The 25,319-nt window shown below is 62.2% G+C and carries 24 protein-coding genes; 5 read left to right on the forward strand and 19 right to left on the reverse strand.

The annotated features are described in order from the left end of the window. Window positions 1–644: 644 nt before the first annotated feature. From B1722_RS01470 to B1722_RS01500, 7 genes are all read right to left on the reverse strand, one after another. The gene (locus B1722_RS01470; protein ID WP_086790991.1) at window positions 645–2,588 is read right to left on the reverse strand and encodes a response regulator; all 1,944 of its coding nucleotides are present in this window, start codon (window positions 2,586–2,588) and stop codon (window positions 645–647) included. Beyond that, a complete protein-coding gene (locus B1722_RS01475) occupies window positions 2,578–3,453 on the reverse strand; it encodes a sensor histidine kinase KdpD (protein WP_041072519.1) in 876 nt (291 codons plus the stop codon). The genes B1722_RS01470 and B1722_RS01475 overlap by 11 nt, the downstream gene beginning before the upstream one ends. After that, window positions 3,446–4,456 (reverse strand): ATP-binding protein, encoded by a 1,011-nt coding sequence (locus B1722_RS01480; protein ID WP_086791514.1) that lies wholly within the window; start codon window positions 4,454–4,456, stop codon window positions 3,446–3,448. The genes B1722_RS01475 and B1722_RS01480 overlap by 8 nt, the downstream gene beginning before the upstream one ends. After that, window positions 4,453–4,857 (reverse strand): anti-sigma regulatory factor, encoded by a 405-nt coding sequence (locus tag B1722_RS01485; RefSeq protein ID WP_086790992.1) that lies wholly within the window; start codon window positions 4,855–4,857, stop codon window positions 4,453–4,455. Before B1722_RS01485 ends, B1722_RS01480 begins: the two co-directional genes overlap by 4 nt. Continuing rightward, window positions 4,854–5,216: an STAS domain-containing protein gene (locus B1722_RS01490; RefSeq protein WP_041072523.1), complete on the reverse strand. Its 363-nt coding sequence runs from the start codon at window positions 5,214–5,216 to the stop codon at window positions 4,854–4,856. The genes B1722_RS01485 and B1722_RS01490 overlap by 4 nt, the downstream gene beginning before the upstream one ends. Window positions 5,217–5,220: 4 nt before the next feature. Then, window positions 5,221–6,072 (reverse strand): STAS domain-containing protein, encoded by an 852-nt coding sequence (locus tag B1722_RS01495; protein WP_041072525.1) that lies wholly within the window; start codon window positions 6,070–6,072, stop codon window positions 5,221–5,223. 256 nt (window positions 6,073–6,328) lie between these two features. Then, window positions 6,329–6,850, reverse strand: a complete 522-nt coding sequence (locus tag B1722_RS01500) for a DUF4142 domain-containing protein (protein WP_041072527.1) — start codon at window positions 6,848–6,850, stop codon at window positions 6,329–6,331. 204 nt (window positions 6,851–7,054) lie between these two features. On the opposite strand from B1722_RS01500, the gene B1722_RS01505 reads away from it, so the two are divergent. Together B1722_RS01505 and B1722_RS01510 are read left to right on the forward strand one after the other, a co-directional pair. After that, entirely contained in the window at window positions 7,055–7,297 is a 243-nt protein-coding gene (locus B1722_RS01505) for a DUF465 domain-containing protein (protein ID WP_041072529.1), read from the forward strand. A gap of 423 nt (window positions 7,298–7,720) precedes the next feature. Then, the gene (locus B1722_RS01510) at window positions 7,721–9,709 is read left to right on the forward strand and encodes a U32 family peptidase (protein ID WP_086790993.1); all 1,989 of its coding nucleotides are present in this window, start codon (window positions 7,721–7,723) and stop codon (window positions 9,707–9,709) included. A 27-nt stretch (window positions 9,710–9,736) separates the two neighbouring features. Here the strand turns inward: B1722_RS01510 and B1722_RS01515 are convergent, their stop codons facing one another. The 6 genes from B1722_RS01515 to B1722_RS01540 all read right to left on the reverse strand — a co-directional run bounded on the left by B1722_RS01515 (window position 9,737) and on the right by B1722_RS01540 (window position 17,248). Further along, window positions 9,737–10,699 (reverse strand): Dyp-type peroxidase, encoded by a 963-nt coding sequence (locus tag B1722_RS01515; protein ID WP_086790994.1) that lies wholly within the window; start codon window positions 10,697–10,699, stop codon window positions 9,737–9,739. A 68-nt stretch (window positions 10,700–10,767) separates the two neighbouring features. After that, window positions 10,768–12,033, reverse strand: a complete 1,266-nt coding sequence (locus B1722_RS01520; protein ID WP_086790995.1) for an FAD-binding oxidoreductase — start codon at window positions 12,031–12,033, stop codon at window positions 10,768–10,770. Window positions 12,034–12,035: 2 nt separating this feature from the next. Beyond that, the gene (locus B1722_RS01525) at window positions 12,036–13,613 is read right to left on the reverse strand and encodes an aldehyde dehydrogenase (NADP(+)) (protein ID WP_086790996.1); all 1,578 of its coding nucleotides are present in this window, start codon (window positions 13,611–13,613) and stop codon (window positions 12,036–12,038) included. 58 nt (window positions 13,614–13,671) lie between these two features. After that, window positions 13,672–14,619: a dihydrodipicolinate synthase family protein gene (locus tag B1722_RS01530; RefSeq protein WP_086790997.1), complete on the reverse strand. Its 948-nt coding sequence runs from the start codon at window positions 14,617–14,619 to the stop codon at window positions 13,672–13,674. Between the two features lie 51 nt (window positions 14,620–14,670). Continuing rightward, window positions 14,671–15,597, reverse strand: coding sequence for a 4-hydroxyproline epimerase (locus tag B1722_RS01535; RefSeq protein ID WP_086790998.1), 927 nt, complete (start codon window positions 15,595–15,597; stop codon window positions 14,671–14,673). A 22-nt stretch (window positions 15,598–15,619) separates the two neighbouring features. After that, a complete protein-coding gene (locus tag B1722_RS01540; protein ID WP_041072544.1) occupies window positions 15,620–17,248 on the reverse strand; it encodes an APC family permease in 1,629 nt (542 codons plus the stop codon). A gap of 200 nt (window positions 17,249–17,448) precedes the next feature. Between B1722_RS01540 and B1722_RS01545 the strand changes: the two genes are divergently transcribed. Further along, the gene (locus B1722_RS01545) at window positions 17,449–18,222 is read left to right on the forward strand and encodes an AraC family transcriptional regulator (RefSeq protein WP_041072546.1); all 774 of its coding nucleotides are present in this window, start codon (window positions 17,449–17,451) and stop codon (window positions 18,220–18,222) included. Window positions 18,223–18,232: 10 nt separating this feature from the next. Here B1722_RS01545 and phnE read toward each other — a convergent pair whose 3' ends face one another. From phnE to B1722_RS01570, 5 genes are all read right to left on the reverse strand, one after another. Then, on the reverse strand, window positions 18,233–19,000 hold the full coding sequence (gene phnE, locus B1722_RS01550; protein WP_041072548.1) for a phosphonate ABC transporter, permease protein PhnE: 768 nt from the start codon (window positions 18,998–19,000) through the stop codon (window positions 18,233–18,235). Further along, window positions 18,997–19,824, reverse strand: a complete 828-nt coding sequence (locus B1722_RS01555) for an ABC transporter permease (protein WP_041072550.1) — start codon at window positions 19,822–19,824, stop codon at window positions 18,997–18,999. Before B1722_RS01555 ends, phnE begins: the two co-directional genes overlap by 4 nt. After that, window positions 19,818–20,615 (reverse strand): phosphonate ABC transporter ATP-binding protein, encoded by a 798-nt coding sequence (locus B1722_RS01560; RefSeq protein WP_047294049.1) that lies wholly within the window; start codon window positions 20,613–20,615, stop codon window positions 19,818–19,820. Before B1722_RS01560 ends, B1722_RS01555 begins: the two co-directional genes overlap by 7 nt. After that, the gene (locus B1722_RS01565; protein ID WP_041072554.1) at window positions 20,612–21,475 is read right to left on the reverse strand and encodes a putative selenate ABC transporter substrate-binding protein; all 864 of its coding nucleotides are present in this window, start codon (window positions 21,473–21,475) and stop codon (window positions 20,612–20,614) included. The genes B1722_RS01560 and B1722_RS01565 overlap by 4 nt, the downstream gene beginning before the upstream one ends. Window positions 21,476–21,745: 270 nt before the next feature. Then, on the reverse strand, window positions 21,746–22,138 hold the full coding sequence (locus B1722_RS01570; RefSeq protein ID WP_041072556.1) for a RidA family protein: 393 nt from the start codon (window positions 22,136–22,138) through the stop codon (window positions 21,746–21,748). Between the two features lie 122 nt (window positions 22,139–22,260). Between B1722_RS01570 and B1722_RS01575 the strand changes: the two genes are divergently transcribed. Together B1722_RS01575 and B1722_RS01580 are read left to right on the forward strand one after the other, a co-directional pair. Further along, window positions 22,261–23,205 carry a LysR family transcriptional regulator gene (locus B1722_RS01575; RefSeq protein ID WP_086790999.1) on the forward strand — a complete coding sequence of 315 codons (945 nt, stop codon included), beginning with the start codon at window positions 22,261–22,263 and terminating at the stop codon, window positions 23,203–23,205. 74 nt (window positions 23,206–23,279) lie between these two features. Beyond that, the gene (locus B1722_RS01580; protein ID WP_086791000.1) at window positions 23,280–24,440 is read left to right on the forward strand and encodes a radical SAM protein; all 1,161 of its coding nucleotides are present in this window, start codon (window positions 23,280–23,282) and stop codon (window positions 24,438–24,440) included. Here B1722_RS01580 and B1722_RS01585 read toward each other — a convergent pair. Further along, complete coding sequence (locus tag B1722_RS01585; RefSeq protein WP_086791001.1) at window positions 24,437–25,309, reverse strand: LysR substrate-binding domain-containing protein; 873 nt, start codon at window positions 25,307–25,309, stop codon at window positions 24,437–24,439. The genes B1722_RS01580 and B1722_RS01585 overlap by 4 nt on opposite strands. Window positions 25,310–25,319 lie beyond the last annotated feature (10 nt).

The following is a 25,319-nucleotide window of genomic DNA, read 5'->3' on the forward strand; positions in this document are numbered from 1 at the left end:
GGTCAGGCAATGAGAGGCTGACTGTACCGACGCCATCGCGGGCAAGCCCGGCTCCCACCGGTTTTTGCGGTGTTCACAACACCTGCGGATGGCCTCAGTCCTGTGGGAGCTGGCTTGCCAGCGAAAGCGGTGTGTCAGGCAATAGAGATGCTGGATGTACCGACGCCTTCGCGGGCAAGCCCGGCTCCCACAGGTTTTTGCGGTGTTCACATCACCTGCGGATGGCATCAGTCCTGTGGGAGCTGGCTTGCCAGCGAAAGCGGCGTGTCAGGCAATAGAGATGCTGGATGTACCGACGCCTTCGCGAGCAGGCTCGCTCCCACAGGTTTTTGCGGTGTTCACAACACCTGCGGATGGCATCAGTCCTGTCGGCGCTGGCTTGCCAGCGAAAGCGGCGTGTCGGGCAATAGAGATGCTGGATGTACCGTCGCCTTCGCGAGCAGGCTCGCTCCCACAGGGTTTTGCGGTGTTCACAACCCCTGCGGATGGCATCAGTCCTGTCGGCGCTGGCTTGCCAGCGAAAGCGGCGTGTCAGGCAAGAGAGATGCTGGATGTGCCGACGCCATCGCGGGCAAGCCCGCTCCCACAGGTTATCGGGTGTACATAACCCTTTTGGGAGCCAGCAGGCTGGCGATGGCGGTGTGTCAGGCGCCATCAAGCGTGCGCCGGACCTTGTCCAGCAGTTCACTGATCTGGAATGGCTTGACCAGCATTTCCATGCCGCTGCCCAGGAATACCTGACGATTGATCGCGGTCTCGGCATAACCGGTCATGAACAGAATCGGCAGGTTTTCGCGCCAGCCCCGCGCCACGTCCGCCAGTTCACGACCGCTCATGCGCGGCAGGCCAACATCGCTCAGCAACAGGTCGATGGTCGGATCATTCTGCAAGCGCTCCAGCGCGGTTTCGATATCCCCCGCCTGGGTGCAGCGATAACCCGCATCCTCCAGCACTTCGGTGACGAACATGCGCACCGCCGGCATGTCTTCGACAATCAGGACGTGCTCACCGGCGCCCTGCGGATCCACCTTCGGCGTCGGGATGTCGGCGCCGGTCGGGTCGTTCGTCGCCGGCAGCATGAGGGTCACTTCGGTGCCGCGCCGTGCCACGCTGCGAATGTGCGCATCGCCGCCGGACTGGCGGGCGAAACCGTAGATCGTCGACAACCCCAGACCGGTCCCCTGACCCAGCGGTTTGGTGGTGAAGAACGGATCGAACACTTTGTCGATCACACTGTGCTCGATACCGGTGCCGTCATCGCGCACCGACAGCGCCACATACGCACCATCGGCCAGGTTCGGGTCGCCGTGGGAATACGCCGCATAGGTGTTGACCCAGATATTACCGCCCCTGGGCAGCGCATCCCGGGCATTGATCACCAGATTCAGCACCGCGCTTTCCAGTTGCACCGGATCGACCAGGGCAATCGCCGGTTTGTTGGTCAGCTCCAGTTTGAGCGTGATGCGTTCACCGATGGTGCGCATCAGCAACTCTTCCAGCGAGCGCACTTGCTCATTGATGTCTACCGGTCGGGTATCCAATGGCTGTTGGCGAGCGAAGGCCAGCAGGCGATGAGTGAGTGACGCGGCACTCATCGCCGAATTCAGTGCGGCTTCGGCGTAGAACTGCACCTTGTCCGGACGCGCATCGGCCACGCGTTTCTGGATCAGTTCCAGGCTGGTGATGATCCCGGTCAGCAGATTGTTGAAGTCGTGGGCAATGCCTCCGGTGAGCTTGCCCAGCGCGTCCATTTTCTGCACTTGCAGCAGCTGCGATTCGGCACGCACGCGCTCGGCGACTTCCTTGGCCAGTTGTGTGGTGGTGTCGTCCAGCTGTGCCAGGTGCGAGCGTTCGCGGTGGCGATGCTCGGTGACGTCTTCGACGAATACCAGGCTGAGCTGCGGCGTGCGGTACGGCGAAATCTGCCACTCGGTTTCGCGAATCTCGCCCTGTACGCGCATGTTCAACGTGCCTTTCCAGCGCTCACCATCGACCAGTCGCAGGCGCAACTCGTTGAGGATCGCGCCCTGGTCATCGTCGAAGCATTCGCTGAGGGTGTGCGGGTTGCGGTTGTCCTGAATCATTTGCGTGAAGGCGTGGTTGCATTCATGCACTTTCAGGTTGGCATCGAGCACGGCAATCGGTGCCGAGACGTTGACGAAAATCTCACGGAACCGGGCCTCGCTCTCACGCAGCGCATTTTCGGTATCACGCACTCGCAGCAGGGTGCGCAGGGTTGCCAGCAATACGTCCGGGTCTACGGGATGAATCAGGTAAGCATCCGCCCCGGCGTCCAGCCCGGTGATGATGTCGCCGGTCTGGATCGACGCGGCAGATACGTGGATCACCGGCAGCAGCGCGGTGTGTGCATCGGCCCGCAGGATGCGCACGATATCGAAACCGCTCATGTCCGGCAGATTGACGTCGAGGATCAGGGCATCGAGCGCTTCGCTGGCGATCAGCGCCAGGCCCTCGTTGCCGGTACCGGCCTCCAGCACCTCATAGCCATGGCGCTCCAGACGCCGGCGCAAGGCGTAGCGAGTGGCAACGTTGTCGTCGACGATCAACAGACGGATGTCACGTTTCATCGACATTCTCCAGGGCAAGCGCCAGTGGAATGATCACGAAAAAGGTCGAGCCGACACCCGGCGTGCTGTCCATTCCGACCTCGCCGCCGAGCAGGGCGGCGAAGCGCTTGCACAGCGACAAGCCAAGACCGGTGCCGCGCAGGCGTTTCTGCAATGGCGAGTCGACCTGAGAAAAGTCCTCGAACAATGCACCATGCAGCTCCGGCGCGATACCGATGCCGGTGTCGCTGACGGCAAAACGTACTCTGTCCGCCCCTTCCAGGCGCGCCGAGACCCGGACTTCGCCACGGGTGGTGAATTTCAGCGAGTTGGAAATGAAATTGCGCAAGATCTGCGCGAGTTTCTTGTCGTCGGTGTACAGGCGCGGCAATCCGACCGGCTCTTCGAAAATCAGATCAACCGCCGACGCATCGACGATCGGCCGGAACATGCCGCGCAACGCGCTGAACAGATCGAACATGTCGAACCACGCCGGAGAAATACTGATTCGTCCGGCTTCGATCTTCGCCAGATCGAGCAGGTCATCGACCATGTCGCTCAGTTCCCGGGCGGCGCTGCTGACGAACGCCACTTGTTTGTGCTGCTCGGGGCTGAGCGGGCCGTCGAGCTCGTCGGCGAGCAAACTGTTGACGCTAAGGATCGAACCCAGCGGCGTGCGGAACTCGTGGCTCATGTACGACAGGAAACGGCTTTTCAGATCCGAAGCCTGGCGCAGTTGTTCGGCCTGGGTGTCGAGCTCGGCGTAAAGCGCAAGCACGCCCTGGTTGGTTTCGTCGAGTTCGTCGCGCAGGGCGGCGGTCTCGCTTTGCAACTGGGCGATCAGCGCAGCCTGCTCCGCCGCGTTCAGGGTGGGCGACTCAGCCATGGGCGGCCTCCAGGGCAACGACCAGCACTGTTACGTCGTCGCGTCCGCGACAGAAATCGCGGTGCAGGACGCTGGCTATCACGGCGGGATGGCGGTGCACCAGACCGGGGTAGTCTTGAAGATTCCAACGGGACTGCAGGCCGTCGCTGTACATGATCAATAGATGTCCGTTCACGTGAGCATAGTCAAAGGGCTGGGCTTTCCGGTATTGGCCGCCGACGATCCCCGGATGCGAGGCCAGCCCGCGCGACTTGTCGGCGGTGATCAGGCTGGCGCCGATGTTGCCAACGCCGGTAAAGGTCAGGCCGTCGCGGGCGGCATTGAACTGCGCGAACGCGGCAGCACCACCGCGGCTGCCGATCATGTCGCGGTGCATGTCCTCCATCAGCAGCACCGGGCTGGCGAACGGGCTCTGGGCGAACACCTGTTCGCCGGCCTTCGCCGCCCGTTCGGCGTCTTCACCGTGGCCGAGGCCGTCGATGATCAGCGCACTGACGTTGGCACCGTTGTACGCCAGGTGCCAGGCGTCGCCGCACGCCGGATCGTTGTGCAGTGAGTGCTGGCTGACGCCGTAACGCAGGTCGGGCTGACGGTCTGCGCGTGGATACAAACGCGCCAGCAGCACCGCGCCACGGGTGTCGGCATAAACGTCAAATACTTCGGTCTGGCGCGCCACGGCGCCCAGCCCGATGCCCTGGGTGCCGCCGGTGGAAAAGCCATCGGTCAGGCACGCGTCCAGGTCAAAGCCTTGAGCGCGATCGACCGCAAGCATTTCGATGCCGAAGCCGCCGGTTCGCGGTAGCAGCCGCAGATGAAACTCGCCACGGCTGGCATGCTTGAGCACATTACTGGCCAGTTCGGTGGCGACCAGCGCCACACGTCCGGCTTCGGTCGCATCGAAGCCATGTTGCTCGGCGAGCCGTTGCGCGGTGCGCCGGGCGTGGCCGATCTGGCTGCTGTCTTCGATCAGCAGCACCTGGGTCAGCGACCCAGCGATATTCATGTCCATCGGGTGATCGTTATTCGAGTGCCCTTGCCGGGCTCGGTGTCCAGTTCGAATTCATCGACCAGCCGTTTCGCGCCTGTAAGCCCCAGGCCCAGACCGCTGCCGGAGGTCCAGCCATCGGTCATCGCCAGTTTGATGTCGGGAATGCCCGGGCCTTCATCGCGGAAGGTCAGGCGCAGGCCGACACGAGTGTTTTCGTCGAGGATCTGCCAGTCCATGTCGCCGCCACCGCCATAGACCATGGTGTTGCGCGCCAGCTCTGAAACGGCCGTCACCAGTTTGGTCAGGTCGATCAGCCGCATGCCGCATTCGGTGGCCAGTTTGCGCGCCGTCTGCCGGGCGAGCACCACGTCCTGCTCGATGCTGATCGGTTGAGTACCGCTGCTGCGCACGGTCATTGTTGGCGTACTCGTTCCTGCAGCAGTTTCATTCCGCGCTCGACGTTCAGCGCGGTGCTGACGCCGGGCAGGGTCAGGCCGAGCTCGACCAGAGTGATCGCCACGGCGGGTTGCATGCCTACCAGCATGGTTTCGGCATCCATGATTTTTGACAGGCCGGAGATGGTGCCGATCATCCGCCCGATGAACGAGTCGACCATGTCCAGCGCCGAGATGTCGATCAACACACCGCGCGCCGACGTCCTGCTGATGCGCTCGGACAGGTCGTCCTGCAGGGTCAGGGCCAGTTGGTCATGCATGTCGACCTGGATGGTGACGAGCAGAAAGTCGCCCATTTGAAGAATCGGAATACGCTCCATCGGCTCAGACCGCTTTGCCGAGGCTGATGCCCAGGCGGGTGAGCGCGAGTTTCAATGCATCGGCCAGGTTGGCCTTGGTGACCACGCCTTGCAGGTCCAGGCCCAGGTGCACGATGGTCTGGGCGATCTGCGGACGCACGCCGCTGATGATGCAGTCGGCGCCCATCAGGCGAATCGCGGTCACGGTTTTCAGCAGGTGTTGCGCGACCAAGGTGTCCACGGTGGGGACGCCAGTGATATCGATGATGGCGATTTCCGAACCGGTGTCGACGATGCGTTGTAGCAGGGACTCCATCACCACCTGGGTGCGTTGCGAATCCAGGGTACCGATCATCGGCAGCGCCAGCACGCCATCCCACAGCTTGACCACTGGCGTGGAGAGCTCCAGCAGTTCTTCCTGTTGACGTTTGATCACCGCTTCGCGGGACTTCTGGAAGGTACGGATGGTGTGCATGCCGAAGGCGTCGAACAGTTCGGAAATCTCCCAGAGTTGTTCGGCCAGCAGTGCCGGTTGTTCGCGATAGTGACTTTGCAGCAAGGCAAACAGCGGGCCTTTGAGCGCGAAAATGAAGCTGGCGGTCTGTTGCGAATCCTGACCGAGCAGGGCGCGGCTATGGGACAGCTTTTCGAGGAACTGGCGGGTGGCTTCCCAACCCGGCGCATTGATGTTGGTGCCATTGTCATCCTGCAGGCCATTGATGACCAGTTGCAGGAAGTCGCTGGTCTGTTGTTGCAGGTCATGGTCCTTGAGATTGCGGGTGGCGCCGCTGGCTTCCAGGCCGTTGATCCATTCGCTCAGCAGTTGGGGTTGTTTGTTTTTCATAGCATCGAATGTGCTGTTCTGCAGTGCTGCCATGTGCCTGTTGCTCCGTAGCGTATGGGGGCCGGTTCTGTAAAAAATGACCGGTGCGAAGTCAGTGACCTTTGCCGTTCAAAATAGTTGTTCCATTGCGCAAGGATATTTTTGATCTGGCGCAAGAAAGGCCCCGGTAACTCTAGTCGGGATGGCCGCATTTGGCGGTTTTTTGCGCGCCGGGCGTGCGCAGGGTGCGGGGCGCAGAATGAAAAAAGCCGCATCGGCAGGATGCGGCTTTGTGGGGCAGGCGCGCGGATTACTTGCTTGGGTGCTTGGCTTGCAGCTCTTTGGCGGCCGTCAGGTGTTTTTCCAGCGCCGGCAACATCTTCTGCGCGAAGGCTTTCAATTCCGTGGCGCCCTTGACCTTGTCGTCGGTCACCGTATTCGCTTCTTTCTTGAATAATTCGATGGTTTCTTCGTGGGCTTTGACCTGATTGTTGGCGTAGGCCGCGTCGAAGGACTCATCGCGCATGTCGAGGATCTTCTCCTTGGCCTGCTTGACCAGGGTGGTGCTGTCCGGCACCTCGATGTCATTGGCCTTGGCGATGCTCGCCAGTTCATCGTTGGCCTTGCCGTGGTCGGTGATCATCATGTTGGCGAAGGCCTTGATGTCGGCCGACTGGCTTTTTTCCAGGGCCAGACGGCTGGTCTCGATCTCCGCAATGCCACCGGCTGCGGCATTGTCGACGAAGCTGTTGGAAGTGGCGGCAAAGGCACTGCCCATGCCGCTGCTCAACGCGACAGCCAGAACGAGGTGACGCAGGTTGAATCCGTCCATTGGTATTTCTCCACACAGGTTTTTGTTGACGTTATGCAATGGAGGCAATGGCGCGGGCAAAGGTTTGATCGCGTTTACGACAGGGCGACGAACGGCCACCGCTGGTCTGACAGGTGGTCGACAGAACCCCTCAACCGAGGCCATTCTGATACAGGCTGACGCCATCGGTCGCGTTGGCTGCCGATCAACTGACGGAGGTGTTCCATGCCGGTGACTCATGACCTGTATCAGGATTTGAAGCTAACGAAGGAAGAGGTCCAGCAAAAACGCTCCGAGGATCCATTTCTGGATGCACTGATCAACAAGTATTCCGAGGCGGACGCCGACGTCGTCAAGGCCGAGACGGCAACCTCGGATGCGCCCAGCGATGACACATTGAAAAAACTCAAAGAAAAACGCCTGCAGGTCAAAGACAAGATCGTCGCCCAGTTGCAGGCTCGATCCTGACCGTCAGTCGCTTCACCGCTGCGCGATGGTGAAATGACTGAACGCCGCCCCCGACCGGCACCTCGAATGTACAGAGTCTTCACTTAGTGACTCTTTGCGAGGTGCCTCATGAACACACCCAGATTTCCCAGTGAAGAGCAGGGCGCTTTCGACCCGGTGCCCACGCATCCGGAACCCGATAGTCCGGCACACACCACAAGCCATCCTGAAGAACCGGATGAGGGTCTTCCTGAAGACGAAGATCCGGACAAGTTCGACCGATCCGGCAATTGACAGGCCTTAAGCGCTGGCAAGCCGGTTGTCGCAGGGGATGTGTGGTTTGGTGGAATCGGGACATTTGCCACTTGGCAGCACAAGCGTGCCGCTCGGGCGTTTCGCGGCTACAATGCGCGCCTTGACCGTGACCGCCTGACTAAAAAAACTATGTCCTTGCCCAAGCATCACCTGGAACTGCTCAGCCCCGCCCGTGACGTGGCCATCGCCCGTGAAGCCATCCTGCATGGCGCCGACGCCGTGTACATCGGTGGCCCGAGCTTCGGCGCGCGCCACAACGCCTGCAACGAAGTGAGTGAAATCGCCGAACTGGTGGAATTTGCCCGCCGTTATCACGCGCGCATTTTCACCACCATCAACACCATTCTGCACGACAACGAACTGGAGCCGGCCCGCAAGCTGATCCACCAGTTGTACGACGCCGGCGTCGACGCGCTGATCGTTCAGGATCTGGGCGTAATGGAGCTGGACATCCCGCCGATCGAGCTGCATGCCAGTACCCAGACCGACATTCGCACCCTGGAGCGGGCGAAGTTTCTCGATCAGGCCGGTTTCTCGCAACTGGTGCTGGCCCGTGAGCTGAACCTGAAAGAAATCCGCGCCATCGCCGATGAAACCGATGCCGCCATCGAGTTCTTCATCCACGGCGCCCTGTGCGTGGCGTTCTCCGGGCAGTGCAACATTTCTCACGCGCAGACCGGGCGCAGCGCCAACCGTGGAGACTGCTCCCAGGCCTGCCGTCTGCCGTACACCCTCAAAGACGAAAAGGGTGGCGTGATCGCCTACGAAAAACACCTGCTGTCGATGAAGGACAACAACCAGAGCGCCAACATCCGCGCGCTGGTCGAGGCCGGTGTGCGCTCGTTCAAGATCGAAGGTCGTTACAAGGACATGGGCTACGTGAAGAACATCACGGCCTATTACCGCCAGCGCCTCGACGATGTGCTCGAAGACCGTCCGGATCTGGCCCGCGCTTCCAGCGGCCGCACCGCGCATTTCTTCCTGCCGGACCCGGAAAAGACCTTCCACCGTGGCAGCACCGACTACTTCGTCACCGATCGCAAGATCGACATCGGCGCGTTCGACTCGCCGACCTTCACCGGCCTGCCCGTGGGCACCGTCGAGAAAGTCGGCAAGCGTGACATGCAGGTGGTGACGCAGGAGCCGCTGTCCAACGGCGATGGCCTCAACGTGCTGGTCAAGCGTGAAGTGGTGGGTTTCCGCGCCAACATCGCCGAGCCGAAGGGCGAGTTCGAAGAAGACGGCGAGAAGCGCTACCGCTACCGCGTCGAGCCGAACGAAATGCCCGAAGGCCTGTACAAGCTGCGCCCGAACCATCCGCTGAACCGCAACCTCGACCACAACTGGCAACAGGCACTGCTGAAGACCTCCGCCGAACGCCGCGTGGCCCTGAGCTGGGTGGCGCGCCTGCGTGAAGAGCAGCTGGAACTGACCGCCACCAGTGAAGAGGGCATCAGCGCCAGCGTGACCTTGAACGGCCCGTTCGGTGTGGCCAACAAGCCGGAGCAGGCGCTGGAGCAATTGCAGGATCTGCTCGGTCAGCTCGGTACCACTCAGTACCACGCCACCGACATCAAGCTCGACGCGCCGCAGGCGTTCTTCATCCCGAACTCGCAGCTCAAAGCCTTGCGCCGTGAAGTCATCGAAGCGCTGACCGCCGCCCGCGTTGCGGCGCACCCGCGTGGCAGCCGCAAGGCCGAAACCACGCCGCCGCCGGTGTACCCGGAGTCGCACCTGTCGTTCCTGGCCAACGTCTACAACCAGAAGGCCCGCGACTTCTATCACCGTCACGGCGTGAAGCTGATCGATGCGGCCTACGAGGCGCACGAAGAGGCCGGTGAAGTGCCGGTGATGATCACCAAGCACTGCCTGCGTTTCTCGTTCAACCTGTGCCCGAAACAGGCCAAGGGCGTGACCGGCGTGCGCACCAAAGTCGCGCCGATGCAGCTGATTCACGGCGATGAAGTGCTGACCCTGAAGTTCGACTGCAAGCCGTGCGAGATGCACATCATCGGCAAGATGAAAGGCCACATCCTCAACATGCCGCAACCGGGCAGCGTGGTGGGCCACATCAGCCCGGAAGACCTGCTGAAAACCATCCCGCGCGCGCCACACTGAGTGACGGGCGGGCGTGGCGCTACGGTGTCACGCCTGCTCGGGCTCGCGCTCCGCGAGGTCTTCGAGCAAGTTGGCTGACGGCACGAAAAACAAACCTCCGGTGACTGCCGTGCTGAAGTCCAGCAAACGGTCGTAGTTGCCGACGGGTTTGCCGACAAACATGTTCTCCAGCATCTGCTCGATCGGTTCCGGCGAGCGCGCGTAACCGATGAAATAAGTGCCGAACTCGCCAGCCCCCGGGCGACCGAACGGCATGTTGTCGCGCAGGATCTTCTGCTCCTGGCCGTCCTTGGTGATGGTGGTCAGGGCGCTGTGGGAGTTGCTCGGCTTGACCGCCTCACCGAGTTCGATGTCAGCCAGCTTGGTGCGGCCGATCACCTTCTCCTGAGCCTCGACGCTCAACGCATTCCAGGCCTGCATCTTGTGCAGGTACTTCTGCACCAGCACATAGCTGCCGGATTCGAACGCCGGATCTTCGTTGCCGATCAGCGTGAAGTGATCGGCCTTGCGGCCCACCGGGTTCTCGGTGCCATCAACGAAACCGATGATGCTGCGCATGTCGAAGTAGCGGAAACCCTGCACCTCATCGACTACCGTGATTGCGCCGTTGAGTGCGCTGCACAACTGCGTAGCCAGTTCGAAACACAGGTCCATCTGCTCGGCACGGATGTGCAGCAGAATGTCCCCCGGCGTCGCCACCGCACGGCGGCCCTCGACGCCGAACTCACGAAACGGATGCAGCGAGGCCGGGCGCGGGCTGCCGAACAGTGAGTCCCAGGCGCTGGCGCTGAACCCGCAGACACACGACAGGTTGCCGTTGGGCACGCGTTTGCCGACCGAACGGGTGAGGGCGGCGATGTCGCCGCACCAGCCGCGCACCTGACTGGCTGCATCGTTCCCGGGCAGCAACGTTGCAACGATGAAGATCGCGCTGCTGGTGATGGGGTTGCAGATCGCTTGCGGCTCGGGGGTATCCATTGCTGAGGTCATCGTCGGTTCCATATGCGCGGGGCCAAGGTCGGCGCTCAGTATGAAACCAAAAACGTTTCATCGGTATCTCAGAAGCGATCCAGTCGATAGGCATCCTGTGCCGGCAAGCCAGCGTTTGCCGAAGGGGATACCAGCTGCGCGACCATCTGCGCCGTCACCGCCGCCTGCGTCAGCCCCAGATGCTGATGACCGAAGGCGAGCAGCACCTTGCCGTCGCAAACCTGGTCGATGATCGGCAGCGAGTCCGGCAGCGACGGGCGAAACCCCATCCACGGCGTCGCGTCCTCCGCGCTCAAATCATGACGGAACAAACCTTTGCTCAAACGGTGCAACTGCCAGGCGCGCTCCATGAACGCCGGACGCTGCAGGCCGGCGAATTCCACGGTACCGGCCAGGCGCAGACCGCCGGTCATTGGCGTCATGATGAACTTGCGCTCCAGTGACGTGACCGCAAACGGCAGGCGCCCGTGCTCGTGCGGCAACATCAGGTGATAGCCGCGCTCGGTGTCCAGCGGCACCTGCTTGCCGGTCAGCGCGGCAGTCAGCTTCGCCGAGTGCGCACCACAGGCGATCAGCACCTGCCGCGCGCTGAAACGCCCCTGATCGGTAAGCAACGACACGCCATGTTCCTGCACTTGGCCACCCCGAACCTCCTGCTGGAGAAACTGCACGCCGGCCGTTTTGGCCGCACTCACCAGTTCACACACCACCTGATACGGATCGAGAAAATGCCCGGTGCGCGGGTAGAACAATCCGCCCTGAATCTGTTCGCTGAGCTGCGGCGCACTTTCTCGCACGGCGCTGGCCGACCAGAATTCCACCGGCACCTGTTGCTGACGCATGCGCGCCTGCAAGGCGTCGACGGCTTGTCGCGATTCGGCGCGCTCAAACACCAGCAGCGAGCCGTCCTCCTTGAGCAGGTCGGGGCGGGCGATGCTGTGCAGCAAGCGCTTCCAGGCGTCGAGGCTGCTTTCGTTGAGCGCGCGCAAGCCGGCTACGGTGCGCTGAAACGGCGCCGGGCGCAGGTTCAGCAACAGACGGGTGAACCACGGCACGGCGCACGGCAGGTACTTCCAGTCCAGGCGCAGCGGCCCCATCGGGTCCATCAGCATCGCCGGCAGGCGCTTGAGGATCGACGCATCGGCAATCGGAAACACCTGCTCTGTCGCCAGATGCCCGGCGTTGCCAAACGAGGCGCCATGACCGGGCGGCTGCTTGTCGATGACCACCACCCGTTTACCCTGACGTGCCAGTTGCAGGGCGCAGGCGACACCGATGATGCCGGCGCCGATCACCGCGATATCGGCGTTGTCCGCTGTGAGGTTGTCGGGCATGTTCAGGCTTCCCTCTGGCCGTCGAGCAAGCGCCGCAAGTGCAGCGGATTTGCCTGTTGCAACGGTAGCGGCAGCAAACCGTCAGGGAAGTCCTGATAGCACACCGGGCGCAGGAAACGCAGAATCGCCGCGGTGCCAACCGAGGTGCTACGCGCGTCCGACGTGGCCGGAAACGGCCCGCCATGCACCATCGCGTCACACACCTCGACCCCGGTCGGCCAGCCGTTAACCAGCAGACGTCCAGCCTTGCGTTCCAGTGTCGGCAACAAGGCCCGGGCGTGATCCAGATCGGCGTCATCCAGGTGCAGCGTGGCGGTCAATTGGCCTTCGAGGTGTTCGCAGACCTGACGGATTTCATCGTCGTTGGCGCACTGTACGATCAGCGACGCGGCGCCGAAGATTTCACCTTGCAGGCGTGCGTCGGCGAGGAAGTCCTGCGCGTGGGTCACGAACAATTGCGCCTGACACTGGTTCGGCCCTTCAGCCGCTAGACCGCTCGCCACGTGTTGCGCCTGCGGATGTTCGGCCAACGCGGCGACTGCGCTCGAATAGGCGCGGAAGATCCCCGGCGTAAGCATGGTCTGCGCCGGGCTGCGCTGGACCCCTTCGGCGGCGGTGGCGATGAAACTGTCCAGCGCCGGCCCTTGGTGAGCGATGACCAGCCCGGGATTGGTACAGAACTGCCCGGCACCCTGAGTCAGCGAGGCGACAAAACCCTGCGCCAACGCCTCACCGCGAGCAGCAAGCGCTGCGGGAAACAGCAGCACCGGATTGATAGAGCTCATTTCCGCGTACACCGGAATCGGTTCCGGCCGCGCTTGCGCCGCTCGGCTCAGGGCGAGGCCGCCACTGCGCGAGCCGGTGAAGCCCACAGCCTTGACACGCGAATCGCTGACCAGGGCGATGCCCACTTCGTTGCCGGAACCGAACAGCAGCGAAAACACGCCGTCGGGCAATCCACACGTTTTTACTGCGCGCGTCAGCGCCTGGCCGACCAGTTCACTGGTGCCGGGATGCGCGCTGTGCGCCTTGACGATCACCGGGCAACCGGCGGCCAGCGCCGAAGCGGTGTCGCCGCCGGCCACCGAGAACGCCAGCGGAAAGTTGCTGGCGCCAAACACCGCCACTGGCCCCAGCGCAATCTGCCGCTGGCGCAAATCAGAACGTCGCAGCGGCTGGCGCTGTGGTTGTGATTGATCGACGCGAACGTCCAGCCATTCGCCGGCACGGACGGTGCGGGCAAAAGTGCGCAATTGCCCGCAGGTGCGTCCGCGTTCGCCTTGAATACGTGCGCGCGGCAGGCCGGTTTCGGCCACGGCGCGGTCAATCAGCGCATCACCGAGGGCTTCGATCTCATTGGCGATGGTTTCGAGAAATTCGGCGCGAGCACTGAGAGACGTCTCGCGATATTGATCAAACGCTTGCCACGCCAGTGTGCAGGCCTGGTCGACATGCTCGCTGCTGCCCCCGGCGTACGCGGGTTCCAGCACCACATCGGTGGCGGGATTGATCGCACGGATCGCTTCACGGCTGCCGGCAATGGCTTGGCCGCCGATCAACATATGGCCTTTCAGAGTCATGGCGCTTCCTTGATAAAAGAGGTGAAGCCCCGATATCGCACCGGGGCAGGGACTGTGGTCAGGCGAGGTTCTGTTCGGCGGACCAGTTTTTGTACCACTGACGGAACAGCGCGTACTGGGTCTCGGCGTAACGACGCTGGGCATCGCTCAAGGCGTCGGTTTCGTTGAAATGCAGGGCGTATTCGCGATCGCCGTTGAGCACCATCAGATGCTTGTAATACAGCACCAGATCGCAGCCTTCATCGAACGACGACAGCACCGCCAGCGCTGCTTCCAGTTCGCGCGCCAGACGCCGGGCCTTGGCATCGCCCTTGGCCGCTTGCTTGCTCAGCGCTACCAGTTGCAGCACTTCGCGGGGCAGGGCGTTGCCGATGCCGGTGATCGCGCCGGTGGCGTTGCAGTTGACGAAACCGTGCACCACTTGCGTATCGACACCGACCATCAGGGTCACGGCATCGTCCTGCGAGGTGATGTTTTCAGCGGCGTAGCGCAAGTCGGCGCCACCGCCGAACTCCTTGAAGCCGATCAGGTTCGGGTACTCGCGGCGCAGTTCGAAGAACAGCTCGGCGCGGGTAGCGAAGCCGTAGTAAGGGCTGTTGTAGATCACTGCCGGCAGGTTCGGTGCGGCCTTGAGGATTGCGGCGAAGTGGGCTTTTTGCGCAGTCGCCGAAGCACCACGGGACAGCACGCGTGGAATCACCATCAGGCCATGGGCGCCGACTTTTGCAGCGTGCGCGGCGTGGGACACCGCTTCACGGCTGTTGACCGCGCCAGTGCCAACGATGGTTGGTACCCCGGCGGCCACCAGACGCGCCACGCCTTCCTGACGTTCGGCTTCGGTCAGCAACGGCCAGTCGCCCATCGAGCCGCAGTAAACCACCGCGCTCATGCCGATATCGATCAGTTCGCGACCTTTGGCGACCAAGGCGTCGAAGTCCGGTTTGCGTTCAGCGGTGCACGGGGTCATCAGCGCGGGAATGCAGCCAGTGAAGATGTTATCGCTCATTGTTGTAGCTCCTCGGGAGATTCATTCAGATCGTTAAAAAAGCGGGGCAGGTCAGAAACCCCACGCGAAAGGGTCCTGCTCGTCGATCAGCAGGGTGGCGTCGGCGGTCATGTAGGCGCGCCCGGTGATGAACGGGCGCACACGTTCGCCTTGCCATTCGAAGCGCCCTTCGAACTGGCTGCCGGTGATGCTCGCCTGGGTCCAGACCTTGCCTTCGGCGAGCTTGCCGTCGGCGGCGAGGCAGGCCAGTTTGGCGCTGGTGCCGGTGCCGCAGGGCGAGCGGTCGTAGGCTTTGCCCGGGCACATGACAAAGTTGCGGCTGTCGGCGTGGGCGTCGTCGGCGAACAATTCGACGTGGTCGATCAGCGCGCCGTTCTCGCCGTGGATGCCTTGGGCTTCGAGGGCCTTGAGCATCGCCCAGGTGTAATCGGTGAGGGCTTCGACGTTGCTCATCTGCAGGTCCTGGCCGTGCTCGGAAACCAGGAAAAACCAATTGCCGCCCCAGGCAATATCGCCGAACACGCGGCCGTGGCCGGGCACGTCCACCGGCACCTGTTTGCGATAGCGGTACGCCGGGACGTTGCCAAGGGTCACCGCGCCGTCCTCGTGCAGGGTGGCGCTGACCGGGCCGACCGGGGTGTCGATCTGGTGCACGCCCGGTTCGATTAGGCCCTGGTAATGCAGCGAGTTGACCAGGCCGATGGTGCCGTGCCCGCACATGCCGAGGTAACCGGCGTTGTTGAAGAAAATCACCCCGCAGGTGGCGTCCGGCGAGACCGGCGCGCAGTACAGCGCGCCGACCAGCACGTCGTTGCCGCGCGGTTCCAGCAGGCAGGCGCGGCGCCATTGATCGTGGCCTTCGCGCAAGGCATCGCGCTGCTCGGCGATGCTGTTGCCGGGCAAGTCGGGGAAGCCCTTCATCACCAGGCGTGTGGGTTCGCCGCCGGTGTGGGAGTCGATGATGTGCAGTCGTTTCATGAACGCGTCCCTTCAGTGAATATCAGGCGTGCGCCGGGCGTTGGCCCGTTGCCGCATGGGTGGAGGATTCAGCGGCTTCACTTTCGTCGTCTTCGGTTTCCAGACGAATCAGGTGTGCCGGTACGCCGGTGGCCGCCCCCCAGTAGTAGATGCCCAGGGCGCAGACCGCGACGATCACGGTGTCGAACGGATGACTGAGCACGCCGATACCACCGAAGCTGCCGAGTTTGGAGAGGAGGATGGTCAGCGCGTAGAAGCCGATCAGCCACGCCGATGAGCGCACTTGCTGGCCCAGATTCAGGTGCGCGGTCGGCACCAGGCGGCCACACAGCAGGTAGATGACGAACATCAGGATTTGCAGGCCGAGCAACCACGACACGGTGCCCCAGCCTGACCAGTAGACGATCAGCGCGGCGATGATGAACGACAGTGGCCCGAGCACATTCATGCCCTTGACCCGGAACGGACGCGGCATGCCCGGCGCGCTGCGGCGCAGGGCGGCCACCGACACCGGAGCCACGGCGTAGCTCAATACCAGCGCGGCGGAGACCACGTTGATCAGCGCTTCCCATGACGGGAACGGCAGGGTCCAGAACACCGACAGGCCAAAGGTCAGCCACAGCGCGGGGCGCGGAATGCCGGACTTCTCGTCGATGCGGGTGAAAATCTTGAAGAAGGTCCCGGTCTGCGCCCAGCCGTAGATCACCCGTGGCGTGGCGTTCATGTAGATGTTGCCGCAACCGCTGGGCGAGATCACCGCATCGGCCACCACCAGATACGCCAGCCAGCCGACGCCCAGTGCCAACGCGATGTCGCGATACGGCAGGGCCAGTTCCTTGGCGACGCCGGCCCAGCCATTGGCGAGCATTTCAGTCGGGATGCCGCCGAGGAAAGCGGTCTGCAGCAGCACGTAGATCGCGGTGGAGAGCAGCACCGACAGGATCAGCGCAATCGGAATCGTGCGTTGCGGATTCTTCACTTCACTGGCCACCGAAATGATCGGTGTCAGGCCCAGATACGCGAAGATCACCCCGCCGGCCGACACGGCCATTTCGATGCCGGACAGGCCGAACGGCGCAAAGCCGTGCACGTCGAAATTCGCCGGTTTGAAGAAGCTGAACAACACGCCGATCACCAGCAGCGGCACGATGAACTTGAACACGCTGACCAGATTGTTGGCCATGGCGAAGGTCTTCACGCTGCGGTAATTGAGCAGGAAAAACAGGCACAACAGCCCGAACTGTACGAACCAGCCAAGCACGGTCGGGTCGCTGGAGCCGACCTTGGTCAACTCGGGAAACCATGCTGCCGCATATTGCCGCGAGGCGACCACTTCGATCGCCACCAGACTGGAAAACGCAATCAGCGTAATGAAGCCCATCAGATAACCGAGCAGCGGGCCATGGGAGTAAACCGGGTAACGCACCACGCCGCCGGCACGGGGCAGCGCAGCGCCCAATTCGCAGTAGACGATGCCCAGCAGCAACACGGCGAAACCGCCGAGCAGCCAGGAAAAGATCCCCGCCGGGCCGGCGATGGCGGACACGTGACTGGCGGCGAACAACCAGCCCGAACCGAAGATTGCCCCCAGCCCGATGAACGTGAGGTCTATTAATGAAAGTTGTTTCTTGAACTTGCCTTGGCCTGTCATAGCGTCGCCTTCTTGTTGGTTGTTGGAGGGGCGTGCAGTGGCGCTACAGTGAACTTGTCAGGCGCTGCGCGATTGATGTTTTTTGCCGGTGACGATGACGAAATCAGCACAATGGCCAACGGCAAAGGCCCGGCTCGACAGGCCGCCAGCCATGGGGCAATCTGCGCGCAAGCCAATGCGCACCGTGGGGAGTGACAGTCATGACGCAGAATGCGTTTGCGATCCTGAGTCAGCAGAACGAAGCGAGCCGACCGCAATGCCTCGACGATCTGCTCGCCAGCATGGCGCTGCTGTTGCCCATGCTGGATGTGATTCCCAACGCGGCGATCTTCATCAAGGATCCGCAGGCGCGCTACGTCATGGCTAACCAGACACTGGTGCAACGCTGCGGTCTGAAAGACCTGCGACCGTTATTGGGCAAGACCAGCGCCGAGGTGTTTCCGGCGCAATTGGGCCCGGGCTACACCGAGCAGGATCGGCGCGTGCTGGAAGAGGGATTGGTGCTAGAGGATCAGCTGGAGTTGCACCTGTACGGCAGCCGCGAACCCGGCTGGTGCCTGACCCACAAACGTCCGCTGTACGATCGTGATAACCGGATCATTGGCCTGGCGGGCATTTCCGTCGACCTGCAAACCGCCAGCGAAACTCATCCGGCGTATCAGCGTCTGGCGGCGGTGGATGAGTACATTCGGGCGAACTTCGCGAGCCGCGTCAGTCTTGGCGAACTGACGCGCATCGCCGGAATTTCAGTGGCGCAACTGGAGCGTTACTGCAAACGGGTGTTCCACCTGACGCCGCGGCAGATGATCCAGAAAGTGCGTCTTGAGCACGCGCATCGGCTGTTGCATGGCGAGTTGCCGATCACCGAGGTGGCGCTGCAGTGCGGCTATACCGACCACAGCGCTTTCACCCGGCAGTTCAAGGCCTCGACCGGATTCACCCCGCGCCAGTATCGGTTGGCGACGACGCAATAAGGCTGGTCCGTCAGGCCTTGACCCAGCGCTGCCGGCTCCAGGCACTCAGCGAGTCCACGCCCAGCACCAGAATCAGCATCGCCAGAATCACCGTGCTCGCCTGCGCTTCCTGAAACAGGCTGAGGCTGACATACAGCATCTGCCCCAAACCACCGGCCCCGACGAAGCCCAGCACGCTGGCCATGCGGATGTTGTTTTCCCAGCGATACAGGCAATAGGCGAGCAATTGCGGGGCGAGGTTGGGCAGGGTGCCGTAGCAGAAGGCGAGCACGGGATTGCCGCCCTGCAAGCGTATCGCTTCGGCTGGTTCCGGCGGGGTATTCTCCAGCGCTTCGGCGAACAGTCGACCGAGCACGCCGGTGGTGTGCAGGGCCAGCGCCAGAGTGCCGGCATTCGGCCCAAGGCCGGCGGCGAGCACCATCAGCGCCGCCCACACCAGTTCCGGAATCGCCCGCAAACCGTTAAGCAACAGGCGCGAGGCGCTTTGCAGCGGCCAGCCGAAACGCCCGGCCGCGGGCAGCGCGAGGAGAATGCCGAACACGGCCGCGAGCAGGGTGCCGAGGGCCGACATGGCGAGGGTTTCCAGCGCGCCCTTGATGATCGCCTGCAAGTGCGTGGCGCTCAGGTCCGGGCTGAGAAAGCGCTGTGCGTAGGCACCCATCTGCTTGAGGCTGGTGGCGCTGCCCAGTTCACCGAGGTCGAGTTCGAGGTAACCGAACGAGGCGATCACCGCGACGCCGATGCCGACCACCAGCAGCAGATTGATCAGGCGATTCATGTCAGCCTCCAGCGCAAAAGGCGGCTGAGTTGGTCGGCACCGAGCACCAGAATCAGGAACGTCAGCAACATGCTCGCCACTTCACCGCTGGCGAACATGCGCAGCGACAGGTCGATCTGCTGGCCGAGGCCACCAGCGCCAACAAACCCCATCACCACCGAGGCACGAATCGCGCACTCCCAGCGATACACCGTGTACGACAGCAGCTCCGCCGCGACATTCGGCAGAATCCCGTAGGCGAACGCCGCGAGTCGTCCGCTGCCGGCCTGCATCAAGGCGTGCGTCGGGCGTTGGTCGGTGGACTCGAAAATCTCCGCGTAGACCTTGCCGAGCATGCCGCTGTAGGTGATCGCGATCGCCAGTACACCCGCCGCCGGGCCGAGGCCCACGGCACGCACGAACAACAGCGCCCAAACGATTTCCGGCACGCTGCGCAAGAAGATCAGCAGTCCGCGCACCGGCCAACGCAGCAAGCGCCCGAGCCGACTGGGAATGCCGCTGCGGGACGCCGCCGACAACGACAGCGCGCGGCTGGCTATCAGGCTGGCCGGCACCGCCAGCAGCAACGCCAACGCCATGCCGGCGGTGGCGATGGCCAGGGTTTGCAGGGTGGCCTTGAGCAGTAACTGGAGAAAATCGTGGTCATGCGCCGGTGGCCAGAACCCGGAGATAAAGCGGCCCATTTCGGTCTGGCTGTCGCTGTGCAGCAGCACGCCAAGGTCCAGTTCGCTGAGCTGGATGCCCGGCCACAGCAGGGCAATTGCCAGCAGGGTCAGCAGCAGTCGCGGCGCGGCGGCCGGGTCGCGGGAATCAGCCGTTAGCATCGCGGGATCTGCACAATCAGCGGCGCACTGGGCGTCGTCGGGCTTTGCAATTGCTCATTGGCGTACAGCGTGTCGAGCATTTCGCGGCTGACCTGCTCGGCAGGGCTGTCAAACAGGATCTGGCCGTCGCGCAAGCCGATGATGCGCGGAAAGTGCGCCAGCGCCAGTTCCACCGCGTGCAGGCTCGCCACCAGCGTGACGTTATGCGCCCGCGCGTGCTGGGAGAGGATCGACAGGGTGTGCCCGGCGAGCACCGGGTCCATCGCCGACACCGGTTCGTCCGCCAGCAGAATCTCCGGTGCCTGATACAGCACCCGGGCAATGCCCACGCGCTGCAGTTGGCCGCCGGACAATTGCTGGCAGTAAGCGAAGAGTTTGTCGCCCAGATCCAGGCGGGCGAGGGCGGCACGGGCACCGGGAATATCCGTCGGATGCAGCAGATTGAGCAGGCTTTTGCCCAGACTCCACTGCCCGAGTTTGCCGGCCAGCACCGCCGTCACCACGCGCTGGCGCGGCGGCAGCGGTGGTGCTTGGTGCACCAGACCGATGCGCGCACGCAGGCGTTGCCGTTGACGGGCGGGGAGGTGCCAGGGGCGTTCACCCAGCACCTCGATTTCACCGCTGCTGGGGCGTAACGCGGTGGCGAGCAGGTTCAACAGGCTGGATTTACCGGCCCCGGACGGACCGATGATCGCCACCTGTTCACCCGCCGCAATCTGCAGATCGACGCCACGTAGTGCGTCGACCCCATTGGCGTGGTGCAGGCGGCCTTGTTTGAGGCTCAGGGTCATTTCAACAGATCGGCGGCGCGAGCAGCTTCCTCGATGCCCTTGTAGTTCTCGGGCTTGGTGTCGATGAAACGGCTGGCCGCCTGCAGATCAAGAATCTTCTTCTGCTCCGGGTTGGCCGGGTCGAGGTCGAGGAAGGCTTTTTTGATCTTCGCTGCCAGCGCCGGGTCGAGGGTGCCGCGCACGGTCCAGTTGTAATCGAAGTAGGCCGGAGTCGTGGCGAACACGTGCACCTTGCTGGTATCGACCTTGCCGGCGTCCACCAGTTTCTGCCAGACGCTGGCGTTCAGCACACCGGCATCGACCTTGCCGGCCTGGACCCAGGCGACGGTGGCGTCGTGCGCACCGGAGTAGGCGACACGGCTGAAATAGGCTTCAGGCTTGATGTTGTCGTTCTTCAGCATGAAGTAACGCGGCATCAGGCTGCCGGAGGTCGACGACACCGAGCCGAAGGCAAAGGTCTTGCCCTTGAGGTCGGCCAGGCTCTTCACGTTCGGGTCGGCAGTGATGAACTTGCTGGTGAACTGCGCATCCTGCTCGCGCTGCACCAGCGGAATCACCGGGGTGGTGGCGTCGGTCTTCAGGCGTGCCTGAACGAAAGTGAACCCGCCCAGCCAGGCCATGTCGAGGCGATCGGTCGCCAGCGCTTCCACCACTGCCGGGTAGTCGGCCACCGGAACGAACTGCACTTTCATGCCCAGTTGCTGCTCCAGATAGGCCCCCAGTGGTTCGAATTTGCGCAGCAATTCGGTCGGGGCTTCATCGGGAATTGCACTGACCCGCAACACATCGGCGGCATGCGCCACCAAAGCAGAAAAAGACAGGGCCAGACCAGCAGTCAGTGCCAGGGTTCGTTTGAGCATGGAAATCTCCGTTTCATGAGCGTCGCATTCTAAGCGCCACCGGGCGCGGTGTCGCGCGCGGGCGCTCAATCAGGTTAGACGAAACGGCGAGGTTATACGCAGCCGCGCCGTGAAAGGCCAGCGCGCTTGTCCGGCGATGTTTTGCTCCACATTTCCTGCAGCCCACTGCCGCTGTCACCACGAAAACACCTGTAGGAGCTGTCGAGTGAAACGAGGCTGCGATCTTTACATTTCGATTGAAGATCAAAAGATCGCAGCGTGCCGCAGCTCCTACACGGGGATTCTGGCAATCACCTTGATCTCGAATTGAAACCCGGCCAGCCAGGTCACGCCGACCGCGGTAATCGTCGGATAAGGCGCGCTGCCCCAGAATTCCGGGACCACTGCCCAGATGGTTTCGAAGGTCGCTTGCGGATCGATCATGAACACCGTGACGTCCACCGCATCGGCGAAGCTGCAACCGGCGGCATCGAGGATCGCATTGAGGTTGTTGAACGCCAGGCGTACCTGGTCCTGCAGATCCGGCTCGGGCGAACCGTCTTCACGGCTGCCGACTTGCCCGGAGACGAACAGAAAGCCATTGGAACGAATGGCCGGTGAATAGCGATGACGCTCATAAAGCGCATGGCGGGCAGGCGGGAAAACGACGTCGCGTTGGGTCATGGGTGTCTCCATCATTGTTTGGTGGTTGTTGATGGAGTGACTTTAGGGGCTTGCGCAGGGGGGATAAACGCGCAACCTTGGCGTTCACTGTTTGCATTTTCCAAACAATCAGAGGGCGCGAAGTGGACCGTTTCGATGCGATGCAGGCGTTCGCCCGGGTGGTCGAGGCGGGCAGTTTCACCAAGGCCGCCGAGACCTTGCACATGAGCAAGACCACGGTGACGCAGCTGGTGCAGCAGTTGGAGGCACGGCTGCGGGTCAAGTTGCTCAACCGCACCACGCGCAAGGTCAACGTTACGGCCGACGGTGCGATCTATTACGAGCGAGTGATCAAACTGTTGGCCGACATGGACGACGCTGAAACCAGTCTGTCCGGCGCTTCGGCATTGCCAAGAGGGCGCTTGCGCGTCGATGTGCCAAGCCCGTTGGCGAGGCTGATTCTGATGCCGGCGTTGCCTGAGTTTCACGCGCGTTATCCGGACATTCAGATCGACATGGGGGTCAGTGACCGCATCGTCGACATCATCGATGAGAACGTCGATTGCGTGGTGCGCGGCGGTGAACTGCTCGATCAGTCACTGATGGCCCGGCGGGTGGCCGACCTGCAGCTCGGGGTCTTCGCCGCGCCAACTTACCTGGCCCGCGCCGGTACGCCGCAGCATCCCCGCGAGCTGGAGGACTCCCATCATCGGGTGGTCGGCTTTCTTTGGGCGCGCACCGGCAAACCCGTGCCTTACGCCTTGCGCAATGGCAGCGAACACCTGCAGATCAAGGGTCGCCACGTATTGGCCGTCGATGACGGTAACGCCTACCTTGCGGCAGGGCTGGCCGGCATGGGCGTGCTCTGGTTGCCCCGGTACATGTCGCACTCGCACCAGGCTCGGGGTGAGTTGGTGCCGCTGTTCGAGGACTGGCAACTCGAGCCGATGCCGCTCTACGTGGCGTACCCGCCGAACCGGCATATCAGCCAAAAGCTAAGGGTATTTATCGATTGGATCGTGGAATTGATGGCGCACCATGGCAATGGCCCGGAACTTGCTGAGCCGCGCTCCGGGACTGTCAAATAACTAACGAATAACGCCAACCATGACAGTCGCTTGCTCTGGATGCACCGCTATTCACTCAAGGAGCGTCACCCGTCATGAATATGTATATCGATATTGTCGGTGCGTGCAATTTAAGCTGCCCCTCCTGCCCGATGGGTAACTCGGAAAACGTCAACTTCAAGAAAGCCATGCAAGTCGACATGTTTCGCAAGATCGTCGAGAAGGCCCGCAACGAAGGGGTCGAGACGATCTTTCTGTATAACTGGACCGAGCCGTTGATCCACCCGCGAATCGGTGAGTTTGTCGAGATCATCAATGCCGCCGGTTTGCAGAGCGGTATCAGTTCCAACTTGAACCTGGCCAAGAACATGGAAACCGCCATGCTGGCCAATCCATGGTTCTTCCGTATTTCGTTGTCCGGGTTTTACCAGGAGACTTACCAACAGGGGCACGTGGGCGGCGACATTGAAGTGGTCAAGGCCAATATGATCAAACTGCATGAACTCAAACAGCAACATGGTTTGAGTACGCGGATCGAGGTGTACTACCACCGTTATCTGGACAACATGGAAGAAGAAGGGCTGATGCGCGAATTCGCCCAGCGTCTGGGTTTCGAGTTCTCGACCGGATATTCAGTGATGATGCCGCTGGAGAAAACGCTGGCGCTGATCGAACGCGATCCTTCGGTGACGGATACCGATCATGAAACCCTGAAAAGACTGGCGCTGCCGCCCTTCGACGATCTGGTCAATCTGGTCCGTCAGTATCCCAAGCAGGCGTGCTCGCTCAAGGATGACTGGCTGGTGCTCGACTGCAACGGCAATACCGTTTTGTGCTGTTCGGTTTTCAATCAGACCGAATACCAGGTCGGCAAGTATCTGGACATGCCTCTGGCGCACCTGACCGGCCTCAAGTCCACCCAGAAAAATTGCATCGACATGTGCAATCGTTGCGCAAAAAACGGCTTGCACATCTACTCGACCCAATCCAATCGGGGGCCGCTGGAAAGTCACGCCGTCAACCGCATTATCGATTTCCAGCGGCGCACGATCATGGGGCTGCCGGTCGAAAGCGACAAGCTTGGGCGAGCCGGCGAAGTCAGTGCGGAGAACTTCGACGAAGCGCAATACCTGCAGATGAACCAGGACGTCAAAAACGCGATTTCCACGGGTGCGTTCACCAGTGGATATCAGCATTACGTGCTGTTCGGTCGTCTGGAAGGCCGGCTTGGTGCGGGTTATTTCACGGTCGTCTAACCGTGCGGATCAGGTCCCGCCAGTTGGCTTGAAAGCCATTCACTGAAGCATCGCGCCATCGGGTCATTCTCGCTGTCGCGATGGGTCAGCAGCGCCCAGTTCGGGCCGCGAATGGTTTGCTCCACCAGGGGCAGCAACAGTCCGTTTTGCTGCGCCTGGTGGCTGAGCAACTGACTGACCAGCGCGATCCCCAACCCCGCCGCAGCGGCATCGAGCAACAAGCCCGGATCGGAAAAATTCAGCCCCTGATCCTGCTGCCCGACATCGACCCCGGCTTCCACTGCCCAATGGCTCCAGTCCATTTCCCGCTCACCGTGGAGGGTGGTGCGCTGCGCGGCAGGCTGCGCCAAAACGCTTGGATGACACGCCGGAAACAGGCGGTCGGCATGCAGCACCTTGAAGCTGCATTCAGCCTGCGAGCTGATGTCGTCGCGCACTGCCAGATCGATGGTTTGCGTGGCCATGTCCGGCACTTCATCGGTGCTGTAGATCCACAGATCCACCTCTGGATATCGAGCGCGAAAATCCGCCAGACGCGGCAACAACCAATGTCGGGCGAAGGCTGGCGTGGTGTTGAGCACCAGTTGATTGGGCTTCTGGTATTGCCCCAGACGCCGGATGCCGACCGCCAGTTGCTGCAACATCGCCTGAGTGGTGCTGAGCAAATCGTGGCCGGCATCGGTCAGGGCGACGCTGCGTCCGTTGCGAAAAAACAGCGGCTGTTCGAGGTACGCTTCAAGGCTGCGGATCTGCTGGCTGATTGCCGATTGGGTGAGGTGCAACTCATCGGCCGCCTTGTGAAAACTGCCGAGGCGCGCCGCCGCTTCAAAGCCGCGCAGGGAGCTGAGCGGTGGCCAGTGTTTGAGCATATCGATAAGT

Origin of the sequence: Pseudomonas sp. SCPG-7 (genome assembly GCF_002156405.1) — a bacterium.
In the GTDB taxonomy this organism is placed as follows: domain Bacteria; phylum Pseudomonadota; class Gammaproteobacteria; order Pseudomonadales; family Pseudomonadaceae; genus Aquipseudomonas; species Aquipseudomonas parakoreensis.

What these genes read in the sequence shown, in the direction of transcription:
- B1722_RS01485 (WP_086790992.1), bottom strand. Translation starts at nt 4,857, where the DNA reads ATGACCGTGCGCAGCAGCGGTACTCAACCGATCAGCATCGAGCAGGAC.
- B1722_RS01560 (WP_047294049.1), bottom strand. Translation starts at nt 20,615, where the DNA reads ATGACCCTGAGCCTCAAACAAGGCCGCCTGCACCACGCCAATGGGGTC.
- B1722_RS01555 (WP_041072550.1), bottom strand. Translation starts at nt 19,824, where the DNA reads ATGCTAACGGCTGATTCCCGCGACCCGGCCGCCGCGCCGCGACTGCTG.
- B1722_RS01580 (WP_086791000.1), top strand. Translation starts at nt 23,280, where the DNA reads ATGAATATGTATATCGATATTGTCGGTGCGTGCAATTTAAGCTGCCCC.
- B1722_RS01520 (WP_086790995.1), bottom strand. Translation starts at nt 12,033, where the DNA reads ATGCCCGACAACCTCACAGCGGACAACGCCGATATCGCGGTGATCGGC.
- phnE (WP_041072548.1), bottom strand. Translation starts at nt 19,000, where the DNA reads ATGAATCGCCTGATCAATCTGCTGCTGGTGGTCGGCATCGGCGTCGCG.
- B1722_RS01535 (WP_086790998.1), bottom strand. Translation starts at nt 15,597, where the DNA reads ATGAAACGACTGCACATCATCGACTCCCACACCGGCGGCGAACCCACA.
- B1722_RS01495 (WP_041072525.1), bottom strand. Translation starts at nt 6,072, where the DNA reads ATGGCAGCACTGCAGAACAGCACATTCGATGCTATGAAAAACAAACAA.
- B1722_RS01510 (WP_086790993.1), top strand. Translation starts at nt 7,721, where the DNA reads ATGTCCTTGCCCAAGCATCACCTGGAACTGCTCAGCCCCGCCCGTGAC.
- B1722_RS01565 (WP_041072554.1), bottom strand. Translation starts at nt 21,475, where the DNA reads ATGCTCAAACGAACCCTGGCACTGACTGCTGGTCTGGCCCTGTCTTTT.
- B1722_RS01540 (WP_041072544.1), bottom strand. Translation starts at nt 17,248, where the DNA reads ATGACAGGCCAAGGCAAGTTCAAGAAACAACTTTCATTAATAGACCTC.
- B1722_RS01490 (WP_041072523.1), bottom strand. Translation starts at nt 5,216, where the DNA reads ATGGAGCGTATTCCGATTCTTCAAATGGGCGACTTTCTGCTCGTCACC.
- B1722_RS01525 (WP_086790996.1), bottom strand. Translation starts at nt 13,613, where the DNA reads ATGACTCTGAAAGGCCATATGTTGATCGGCGGCCAAGCCATTGCCGGC.
- B1722_RS01505 (WP_041072529.1), top strand. Translation starts at nt 7,055, where the DNA reads ATGCCGGTGACTCATGACCTGTATCAGGATTTGAAGCTAACGAAGGAA.
- B1722_RS01570 (WP_041072556.1), bottom strand. Translation starts at nt 22,138, where the DNA reads ATGACCCAACGCGACGTCGTTTTCCCGCCTGCCCGCCATGCGCTTTAT.
- B1722_RS01475 (WP_041072519.1), bottom strand. Translation starts at nt 3,453, where the DNA reads ATGGCTGAGTCGCCCACCCTGAACGCGGCGGAGCAGGCTGCGCTGATC.
- B1722_RS01470 (WP_086790991.1), bottom strand. Translation starts at nt 2,588, where the DNA reads ATGAAACGTGACATCCGTCTGTTGATCGTCGACGACAACGTTGCCACT.
- B1722_RS01480 (WP_086791514.1), bottom strand. Translation starts at nt 4,456, where the DNA reads ATGAATATCGCTGGGTCGCTGACCCAGGTGCTGCTGATCGAAGACAGC.
- B1722_RS01545 (WP_041072546.1), top strand. Translation starts at nt 17,449, where the DNA reads ATGACGCAGAATGCGTTTGCGATCCTGAGTCAGCAGAACGAAGCGAGC.
- B1722_RS01500 (WP_041072527.1), bottom strand. Translation starts at nt 6,850, where the DNA reads ATGGACGGATTCAACCTGCGTCACCTCGTTCTGGCTGTCGCGTTGAGC.
- B1722_RS01515 (WP_086790994.1), bottom strand. Translation starts at nt 10,699, where the DNA reads ATGACCTCAGCAATGGATACCCCCGAGCCGCAAGCGATCTGCAACCCC.
- B1722_RS01530 (WP_086790997.1), bottom strand. Translation starts at nt 14,619, where the DNA reads ATGAGCGATAACATCTTCACTGGCTGCATTCCCGCGCTGATGACCCCG.
- B1722_RS01585 (WP_086791001.1), bottom strand. Translation starts at nt 25,309, where the DNA reads ATGCTCAAACACTGGCCACCGCTCAGCTCCCTGCGCGGCTTTGAAGCG.